General features: G+C 72.0%; 1 protein-coding gene. It reads right to left on the reverse strand.

All coding sequences use genetic code 11. From position 1 onward, the window contains the following. Nucleotides 1–91 precede the first annotated feature (91 nt). A complete protein-coding gene (locus ACFWXO_RS44010) occupies nucleotides 92–1,348 on the reverse strand; it encodes an Ig-like domain-containing protein (protein ID WP_380532569.1) in 1,257 nt (418 codons plus the stop codon). Between the last annotated feature and the right edge of the window lie 214 nt (nucleotides 1,349–1,562).

Raw genomic sequence — 1,562 nt, forward strand, 5'->3', positions numbered from 1 at the left:
CAACACCTCCTGGCCACCTGGAACGGCACATGCCCGACCTGCCAGCGACCACTGCCCAGACCAAGACCAGCCCCGACCTAACAAAGCACTACTAGACCTCGGGCCGCATCATCCCCGCGGCGGGGGCCTGGCCGGGCGGGACGGTGGTGCTGAGGGGCTGTCCGAGGGCGCTGTGCTTGACCCAGTCCGTCCAGTCGATGTTCCAGTCCCCGAAGCCGTTGCCGAAGGGCTCCATGGTGGCGCCGCGGCTGTTCACCACCGTCACCAGGTCCCCCACCCGGGTGTTGTCGTAGAACCACTCGGCGTTGTCGGTGCTCATCCCGGTACAGCCGTGGCTGACGTTCTCGTAGCCCTGGGAGCCGACCGACCAGGGCGCCGCGTGGACGTACTCGCCGCTCCAGGTCACCCGGGTGGCCCACTTCACGTCCAGGTCGTAGGACTCGGAACTGCCGGCCGCTATGCCGATCGTCTCGCCGCTCATCCGGACGGAACGCTCCTGGCCGAGCACCACCTTGATGCCGTTGCGGGTGTCGAAGCCGGGCTTGCCGGTGGTGACCGGGATGGTCCGGACCGTCACGCCGTCACGCTTGAGGGTGAGTTCGTGGGCGGCCGCGTCGATCACCGACTCGACCCGCGCGCCGATCCGCAGCTTCAGCGCACTGCGGTCGCCGCCGTAGAGGCCGTCCGAGATCCGGCTGCCGGTGCCGTCGAAGGCCAGCGAGACGGTCGTACCGGTCGGCCAGTAGTCCTCCGGGCGGAAGTGCAGGTTCTTGTCGTCCACCCAGTACCAGGCGCCGGTGACGGCGGGCTGGGAGGTCACGGTCAGCGCCCGTTCGACCTCCTGGCGGGCCTGGGGGTCCTTCACCGCCTCGGAGAGCTGCGCGGTGAGCGGCTGGCCCACCCCGTAGACGCCGCTGCCCGAGGAGTCCGGGCCGAGCTTGGCGGTGAGCAGGCGCTGGGCGGCCAGGGTGGAGAAGTTCTGGGTGGTGTCGCCGCGCCCGTTCCGGCCGTCGTCGGCGGAGATCCGGACGGCGTACGCGGTGTTCGCCCGCAGCCGGCCGGTGGTCTGCCAGCTGTGCTGGTCGTCGGCGAGCTTGCCGGCCACCACCCGGCCGTCCGGGTCGACCACGGTGACGTCGGTGAGCCGGCTGCCCGCCACCGCGGTGACGGTGACCGGCTTGGAGGGGTCGACCTTGCCCTCGGCCGAGAGGTGGACGAGCGGTCCCGCGTCGATCCGGTGCGGCCCGGCGGCCTCGTCCCGGCCGGACGAGCAGGCGGCCAGCGGGGCCAGCACTGCGAGCGCCAGCGAGATGCTGCCGATGCCTGCGATTGTGCGCCTGTCGGCCATGACCGCCTCCGAGGGGTTCGCACGATTCGTACGATTGATCAGATCGTAGGAACGCCCTGGGGCGAGCGACATCCGAGCGACCCTCCGTTCACCCGGGTGAGTGAGGCGGTCACCCCCGGGACGCAGCAGGGCCCGGGGGGCGGCCGCTGGGGGGCGGGGCCGCGCGCCGCGGGCGGGGCCCGCGGGAGATTGCGGGAGCGCCCGCGGGAGACAG

It is taken from the genome of Kitasatospora sp. NPDC059088 (assembly GCF_042738155.1).
Classification (GTDB): Bacteria; Actinomycetota; Actinomycetes; order Streptomycetales; family Streptomycetaceae; genus Kitasatospora.